The organism is Mycobacterium sp. (assembly GCF_049280035.1).
Lineage (GTDB): Bacteria > Actinomycetota > Actinomycetes > Mycobacteriales > Mycobacteriaceae > Mycobacterium.
In genome coordinates this window covers 1-6,844 of the sequence record NZ_JBAPPI010000051.1, presented here as the reverse complement: position 1 = coordinate 6,844, position 6,844 = coordinate 1, and the positions used below count along the sequence as shown (strand labels likewise).

Annotated in this window: 8 protein-coding genes; 4 read left to right on the top strand and 4 right to left on the bottom strand. The window is 67.1% G+C overall.

Annotation, left to right across the window (positions count from 1 at the left end; genetic code table 11):
• The 3 genes from WAN71_RS01730 to WAN71_RS01720 form a co-directional block, all read left to right on the top strand.
• Positions 1-246: aldo/keto reductase (locus WAN71_RS01730; protein WP_422223675.1), on the top strand; the 246-nt coding region annotated here is incomplete at its 5' end.
• Between the two features lie 116 nt (positions 247-362).
• On the top strand, positions 363-1,391 hold the full coding sequence (locus tag WAN71_RS01725; RefSeq protein ID WP_422223674.1) for a cupin: 1,029 nt from the start codon (positions 363-365) through the stop codon (positions 1,389-1,391).
• Between the two features lie 131 nt (positions 1,392-1,522).
• The gene (locus WAN71_RS01720) at positions 1,523-2,710 is read left to right on the top strand and encodes an NAD-dependent formate dehydrogenase (protein ID WP_422223673.1); all 1,188 of its coding nucleotides are present in this window, start codon (positions 1,523-1,525) and stop codon (positions 2,708-2,710) included.
• 1 nt (position 2,711) lies between these two features.
• On the opposite strand, the gene WAN71_RS01715 is transcribed toward WAN71_RS01720, so the two are convergent.
• Genes WAN71_RS01715 through WAN71_RS01700 form a run of 4 tightly spaced genes read right to left on the bottom strand, consistent with a single transcriptional unit; the run spans position 2,712 to position 6,376 of the window.
• On the bottom strand, positions 2,712-3,221 hold the full coding sequence (locus tag WAN71_RS01715) for a 2'-5' RNA ligase family protein (RefSeq protein ID WP_422223672.1): 510 nt from the start codon (positions 3,219-3,221) through the stop codon (positions 2,712-2,714).
• Positions 3,221-3,901: a dethiobiotin synthase gene (bioD, locus tag WAN71_RS01710; protein ID WP_422223671.1), complete on the bottom strand. Its 681-nt coding sequence runs from the start codon at positions 3,899-3,901 to the stop codon at positions 3,221-3,223. The genes WAN71_RS01715 and bioD overlap by 1 nt, the downstream gene beginning before the upstream one ends.
• On the bottom strand, positions 3,898-5,046 hold the full coding sequence (locus tag WAN71_RS01705; RefSeq protein WP_422223670.1) for an 8-amino-7-oxononanoate synthase: 1,149 nt from the start codon (positions 5,044-5,046) through the stop codon (positions 3,898-3,900). The genes bioD and WAN71_RS01705 overlap by 4 nt, the downstream gene beginning before the upstream one ends.
• Positions 5,047-5,050: 4 nt before the next feature.
• A complete protein-coding gene (locus WAN71_RS01700; RefSeq protein WP_422223669.1) occupies positions 5,051-6,376 on the bottom strand; it encodes an adenosylmethionine--8-amino-7-oxononanoate transaminase in 1,326 nt (441 codons plus the stop codon).
• A gap of 68 nt (positions 6,377-6,444) precedes the next feature.
• Here WAN71_RS01700 and WAN71_RS01695 point away from each other — a divergent pair.
• Positions 6,445-6,844 (top strand): hypothetical protein (locus WAN71_RS01695; RefSeq protein ID WP_422223668.1); only part of this gene is annotated, 400 nt, incomplete at its 3' end.

Below are 6,844 nucleotides of genomic sequence, written 5' to 3'. Positions count from 1 at the left end.
GCGGTCATTACCGGTATCGCCGATGCGCACGGCAAAACTCCTGCGCAGGTGGTACTGCGCTGGCACATCCAGCGCGACGACATCGTCTTCCCGAAGTCGGTGCATCGCGAGCGGATGGAGTCGAATTTCGACATCTTCGACTTCAGCCTCGACAGTGCCGAAATGGAAGCCGTCACCGGCCTGGACGGTGGCGAAGCGGGGCGCAACGGCCCCAATCCCGACAGGTTCGACTACATCCCCGACTGACGACATCGCGGCCGGACCTCTGCAGATGAGGTGTCAGTCAGCGGTGTTTGACAGCTTAGATACAACTTAGATACTGTTGCATTACAGCCGATACGAGCGTCAAAGGAAGGCCCGCGATGTCCACCGCGAATCCAGAAACGTCATTCAACTTGGACCCGACCATCCCCGCGCCGATGACCAACATTGCCGAGTATGGGTTTGAGGGCCGATTCGAAGACTGGGCCGACGAAGCGCGGTTGTTTGAGTACTCCAAGGCCGCCAACCCGATCGGCTCGGGGCACGCACCGCAGGTGCCGATCGTCCGGTTCGGCCCCGAGATCTACCTGGACCAGCCGACCGGCGTGGTGCCGTTGGATCTGTCCAAGGAGCTTGGAGTCAAGGACGGCGCCGCGACCAGCCCGGCGCTGTTGGCCAACTTCGTGCGCATCCGCGCCGGCGAGCAGATCGACACCAGCCCGAACGCCACCAGCCAGCTGTATTACGTGCTGCACGGGCGGGGCTTCGCGGCCATCAACGGCGATCTGGTCGAGTGGGAGAAAGGCGACTTTTTGACGCTGCCCGCCGGATCCCGCTCGGTGTTCTACGCCAACGCCGAGACGGCCATGTACTGGGTGCACGACGAACCGCTGTTGCGTTACCTGGGTGCCGACGCGACCCAGCCGAGGTTTCGGCCCACCAAGTTCCGCCGCGCCGACGCCGTCGCCAAGCTCGAGGACATCGCCTCCCGCCCCGGCGCCAACGACAAGAGCCGAGTCAGCGTCCTGCTGGCCAACGCCAACCAGGAGCAGACCCTGACCATCACCCACGTGCTGTGGGCCATGTTCGGTGTGCTGCCCGCAGGCCAGGAGCAGCGCCCGCACCGCCACCAGTCGGTTGCCTTGGATCTGATCCTCGATGCGCCACCCAGCGGGTGCTACACGTTGCTGGGCACCCGCCTCAACGATCGCGGTGAGATCGTCGACCCGATCCGGGTGGACTGGCAGGCCGGTGGCGCCTTCATCACCCCACCGGGCATGTGGCACGCCCACTTCAACGAGACCGATCAGCCCGCGCACCTGATCCCCGTGCAGGACGCCGGGCTGCAAACCTACCTGCGCAGCCTCGATATCAAATTCACCCAGCGCCGCGATTTGGTCGCTGGCTGAGCCGCCGACCTGACGAAAACGAGGCGTGTGATGATCTACTGGGCTGCAATGATTTTGGGCTCCTACTGGGTCGTGGTGATCGAAGCATTAAAGCCTAAGTAGTCGGTGCGTCAACAAAAGAGGAGAAAGCGATGGCCAAAGTACTGCTCGTTTTGTACCCGGATCCGGTCACTGGTTATCCGCCGGTGTACGCCCGCGACAGCATCCCGGTGCTGCACGGCTACCCAGGCGGTCAGACCTTGCCGAGCCCTTCGGCGATCGATTTCACTCCCGGTGAGCTGTTGGGCTGCGTGTCTGGCGAGCTCGGCCTGCGCAGATTCCTCGAAAGCGGTGGGCACCAGTTGGTAGTCACATCAGATAAGGAAGGCCCAGACTCGGAATTCGAACGCGAGCTGCCCGACGCTGATGTCGTTATCTCCCAACCATTTTGGCCGGCATATTTGACGGCCGAAAGGATCGCCAAGGCGAAGAATCTTAAGCTAGCCCTCACCGCCGGGATCGGTTCGGACCACGTCGATCTCGACGCAGCGATTGCCCGGGGGCTCACCGTCGCCGAGGTCACATTCTGCAACAGCATCAGCGTCGCCGAGCACGCCGTCATGCAGATCTTGGCGCTGGTGCGTAACTTCGTCCCGTCACACCAGTGGGTGACCGGCGGGGGCTGGAATATCGCCGACTGCGTCGAACGCTCCTACGACGTCGAGGGCATGGACGTGGGCGTGATCGCAGCCGGTCGCATCGGCCTTGCCGTGCTGCGGCGCATGGCTCCCTTCGATGTCAACCTGCATTACACCGACACCCGCCGACTGCCGGACGAGGTCGAGAAGGAGCTGGGCGTCACCTACCACCCCGACGCTGCGTCGCTGGCGCGTGCAATCGACGTGGTTTCCATCCACGCGCCGCTGCACCCGCAGACCTATCACCTCTTCGACGAAAAGCTGATCGCCTCGATGCGGCGCGGCTCCTACATCGTGAACACGGCTCGCGCCGAGATCTGTGTGCGCGATGCGGTGGTGGCAGCTCTGAAGAGTGGTCAGTTGGCCGGCTACGCCGGCGACGTGTGGTACCCGCAGCCGCCTCCGGCAGACCACCCGTGGCGCAGCATGCCGAACAACGCCATGACCCCGCACGTCTCGGGGACCGCGCTGTCCGCCCAGGCGCGCTATGCCGCCGGAACCCGGGAGATCCTCGAGGACTTCTTCGCCGACAAACCCATCCGGGATGAGTACCTGATCGTGTCCGGCGGCGGGTTGGCCGGTACCGGCAAGGCGTCGTACACCGCGGGCAGTGGCGCCAGCCCGGGCAGCAGCGGTAAGTAGGTCAGCGGATCAGATGGTCGACGCGTTTGTTGCCGTCCCAACGGCGCAAACCGGCGAAGCTGCCGCGAAGCTCTGACGGGCGACCCGCGATGCGCAAGGCCCGCCCGAGTTGGGCTCCGCCAACTCGGCGGGCCAGCGTGACATGCGCCGTCCACTGACCGGGCAAGCTGTTCGGCATCGGGCCGGGCAGCAGATACGGGCCGCAAATTCGGTGCACCTCAGCGTGCACCGCGAGTAGTTCGGCGGTCGGCACGATAAGCCGGGCCAGCACGGCGTTGGATCTGCCGAACAGCAGCGACGCCCCGACGGCGCACCTCAGCGGCAGTTGCTGCGTCGCCGGCCGCAGCAGTGCATCGACGTCCGGTGCGATCCGCTCGGCCACCGCAAGCGTCACGTGCGGACGACTGGCCGGAGCCTGGCTGGGTATGTCCGCCGTGGCCAGGTCTGCCCAGATGCGCCGGATCGCCGCCTCGGTGTCGAGGTCGAAGAGCAGCTCGATCGAATGAACCATCAGCCGACCAGCGCGGTAACCCATTCCCGGTCGAAGGCGTGCGCGCTCATAGCGGCGAACTCGCCGGCACCCATCGATGCCGCACCGGCAGGCAGCGCGGCGCGCAGCGGCGCCATGCGCGCCAGCGCAGACCGGTTGGACGTCTCCACCACGCCCGGCTGGATCGGCCAGGTGCCGATCACCAGCCCGGCACATGAAATTCGATGTGCTGCAAGCGATTCCACTGTCAACGCGGTGTGATTGAGGGTGCCGAGCTCGGCAGTGGCCACCACCAGCACCGAGGCACTCAAGTCGGCCGCGAGGTCCCGCAACGTCACGCACGCGTCGGCGAGTTCGACCAGCAGGCCCCCGGCGCCCTCGACCAGCGTCAACTGTCCCGGGCGGTCGAGTGCCCGGATGAGTTTCAGCACGTTTTTGCGGGTGGGCAATGACGTCCCGGCCTGCTCGGCGGCGGCCAACGGCGCCAGCGGCTGCGGGTAACGCGCCAGCCCGACCACCTTGGTCAGCCCCGATAACCGGGTCACCTCGGCGAGGTCGTCGTCACCGGCGTCGGTGCCGGTCTGCACCGGTTTGCACACCGCGACGTCGACGCCGGCCTGTCGCGCGGCCGATGTCAGGGCCGCGGTCGCGACGGTCTTGCCGACCCCGGTCCCCGTCCCGGTGACAATGAGGACCGTCAACGCCGTGCCGCGCGAAGCACGTCGGTCAGCACGGTGCGGGCCAGCTCGAGGTCGTCGGCGTCCAGCGAGGCGCGCGCGGTGAGCCGCAACCGCGACGTACCGGCCGGCACGGTCGGCGGCCGGAAGCAACCGACCCGAACCCCGGCGTCCAGGCAGGCCGTCGCGGCAGCCAGCGCCACCTCCGGCGCACCGAGGATCACCGAGACCACCGCCGATTGCGGCACCTCGGATACGTCACAGATCTGCGCCAACGTCGCCGCATGCCGCAACACCGCCTCGGGCCGCCACGGCTGTGCGCTCAAGACGCGCAGCGCGGCCAGCGCCGCGCCGACCGCCGCCGGCGCCAGACCGGTGTCGAAGATGAATGGCCGGGCGGCGTCGATCAGGTGATCACGCACGGCCGCCGATGCCAGCACCGCACCGCCCTGGCTGCCGAGCGCCTTGGACAGCGTGGTGGTCATCACCACGTCGGGCGCCCCGGCCAGGCCCAGCTCGTGCAGCAGCCCGCGCCCGCCGGCGCCACGCACTCCCAGGCCATGGGCCTCGTCGACAATCAGTAGCGCGCGGTGTCGGCGGCACACCTCATGCAGCTGCCGCACCGGAGCCAGCGCGCCGTCGGTGGAAAACACCGACTCGGTGATGACCACGGCCCGCTCTTCGTCGCGAGACAGCAACGCCGCGTCGACCGCGTCGACGTCGCGGTGCGGGGTCACCACCACCCGGGCGCGCGATAATCGGCAGGCATCGACCAGCGAGGCGTGCGAGTAGGCATCCGACACCAGCAGCGAACCCGCGCCGGACAGTCCGACGACCGCCCCCAGATTGGCGGTGTATCCAGAAGAGAACACTAAACCCGCTGCGACGCCGACAAATTCGGCGAGCGTGGACTCGAATTCCTCGTGCAGCAAGGTGTTGCCGGTGACCAGCCGCGAACCGGTGGCGCCGGCACCCCAGGTGCGCAGCGCGTCCACCCCGCCGTCGATGACGTCGGGGTGCTGCGAGAGGCCCAAGTAGTCGTTGGACGCCAGGTCGAGTTCAGTGGCCACTGCCGGGCGGGGGCGCAACGCGCGTCGCAGCCCGGCCTGCCGGCGCTGCTGTTCCACCGCCTCCAGCCATGCCAGCGGTGAGGTATCGATCTGGGTCATCGCACTAGAGCCTACGAGAGCCGGTCAGTCGTGCCACCTCCACCATCGCGGAGGTGACCTGCGCGATCTCGTCCGGCGTGCAGATGAACGGCGGCATCGCGTAGACCAGGTTGCGAAACGGCCGTAGCCACACCCCGCGGTCGATGGCGGCCGGGGTGGCAATCGCCAGGTCGACGGGACGATCGCATTCGATGACACCGATGGCCCCGCACACCCGCACGTCAATCACCCCCGGCAGTGTGCTGGCAGGTTGCAGACCGGCGGTCAGCCCGGCACTGATCTCGGCAACCGACGACCGCCAGTCTTGGCTGACCAGCAGCTCCACGCTGGCCACCGACACGGCGCAGGCCAACGGATTGGCCATGAAGGTCGGTCCGTGCATCAGCGCTCCGGCCTCACCCGAGCTGATGGTGTGCGCGACCTCGGTGGTGCACAGGGTAGCGGCCAGGCTGAGGTATCCGCCGGTGAGCGCCTTGCCGACGCACATAATGTCGGGGCTGACGCCGGCGTGGTCGGCGGCGAAGAGCGCGCCGGTGCGGCCGAATCCGGTGGCGATCTCGTCGAAAACCAGCAGCACGTCGTGCCGTCGGCAGATCTCCCGCAGGTCAACGAGGTAGCGCGGATCGTGAAAGCGCATCCCGCCCGCGCCCTGCACCACCGGCTCGACGACGACGGCTGCCAGTTCGTCGGCGTGGTCGGCCAGCTGCGCCTCGAACGCCGCGCTATAGCCGGCGTTGTAGTCGCGAGGCACCTGCGGGGCGAAAACCTGCGAAGCCAGAAGGTCGGTCCACAACGAATGCATGCCGCCGTCGGGGTCACAGATGCTCATCGGGGTGAAGGTGTCGCCGTGATAGCCGCCGCGCCAAGTCATCAGCCGCCGTTTTCCGGGCCGTCCGCGGCTGCGCCAGTACTGTAGCGCCATCTTCACCGCGACCTCGACCGACACCGATCCGGAGTCGCAGAAGAACACCGTCTCCAGCCCAGATGGCGTGAGGTCGACCAGCAGCTGGGCCAGCCGCGCCGCGGGCTCGTGGGTCAGGCCGCCGAACATGACGTGGTTCATCGTCGCCAGCTGCGTGGCCAGCGCCGCGTCCAAGACCGGGTGACCGTGGCCGTGGATGGCCGTCCACCAGGAGCTCATCGCGTCGAGCGCCTCGACGGGCTCGCCGTCGCGGACCAGCGTCAGCCGGGCGCCGCGGGCGCCGACAGCGACCATCGGAGGCACCGTTTCGGCGCCGATCGTGCTGTACGGGTGCCACAAATGCGCCGCGTCGATCGCGCTGATCTGCTCAGGTGTGAGCCCAGACGTCCCTGCGGCCGCAGCAGTCATAGAAAACGAGGGTAAAGCAGCCGGTCGATTTGCCTGTGAGCTGAGGCGTCGGTCAGCATTGAACAACCATGGCTTCGACGCAACAGCCCGTTGACCCGTCAGCGGGCAATCACGCCGACTCGCCACCACCGATATTGCGGCTGCGACTGGTCCCCTGGGACGTTGCTTGTGCCGTCGCGACGCTGGCGATGCTGGTGGTCCTGGCCATTACGACGGATTGGCACTCACGGTTTTTCGGCTTCCTCAACGAGGTGTGCACGGGTGACGATTGCCCTCCAGTCCCCTACGGCGTCGATTTCTACATTTATCCGCTGGTATGGGGCGGTATCGGTGCGGCAACCGCTGCGGCCATAGTCGGCCCGGTGGTTTCCCTGCTGAAGGGTTGGTACTTGTCGTTTTGGCCGCTGTTGGCGATCGCGATCGTCGTTTTGAGCTCCGTGGCCGGCTCCGCCCTGACCGCCTACAGCG

Bases quoted from the DNA above. Each gene is read 5' to 3' on its own strand.
- WAN71_RS01705 (WP_422223670.1), bottom strand. From the start codon at position 5,046: ATGACCCAGATCGATACCTCACCGCTGGCATGGCTGGAGGCGGTGGAA.
- WAN71_RS01720 (WP_422223673.1), top strand. From the start codon at position 1,523: ATGGCCAAAGTACTGCTCGTTTTGTACCCGGATCCGGTCACTGGTTAT.
- WAN71_RS01725 (WP_422223674.1), top strand. From the start codon at position 363: ATGTCCACCGCGAATCCAGAAACGTCATTCAACTTGGACCCGACCATC.
- WAN71_RS01715 (WP_422223672.1), bottom strand. From the start codon at position 3,221: ATGGTTCATTCGATCGAGCTGCTCTTCGACCTCGACACCGAGGCGGCG.
- WAN71_RS01700 (WP_422223669.1), bottom strand. From the start codon at position 6,376: ATGACTGCTGCGGCCGCAGGGACGTCTGGGCTCACACCTGAGCAGATC.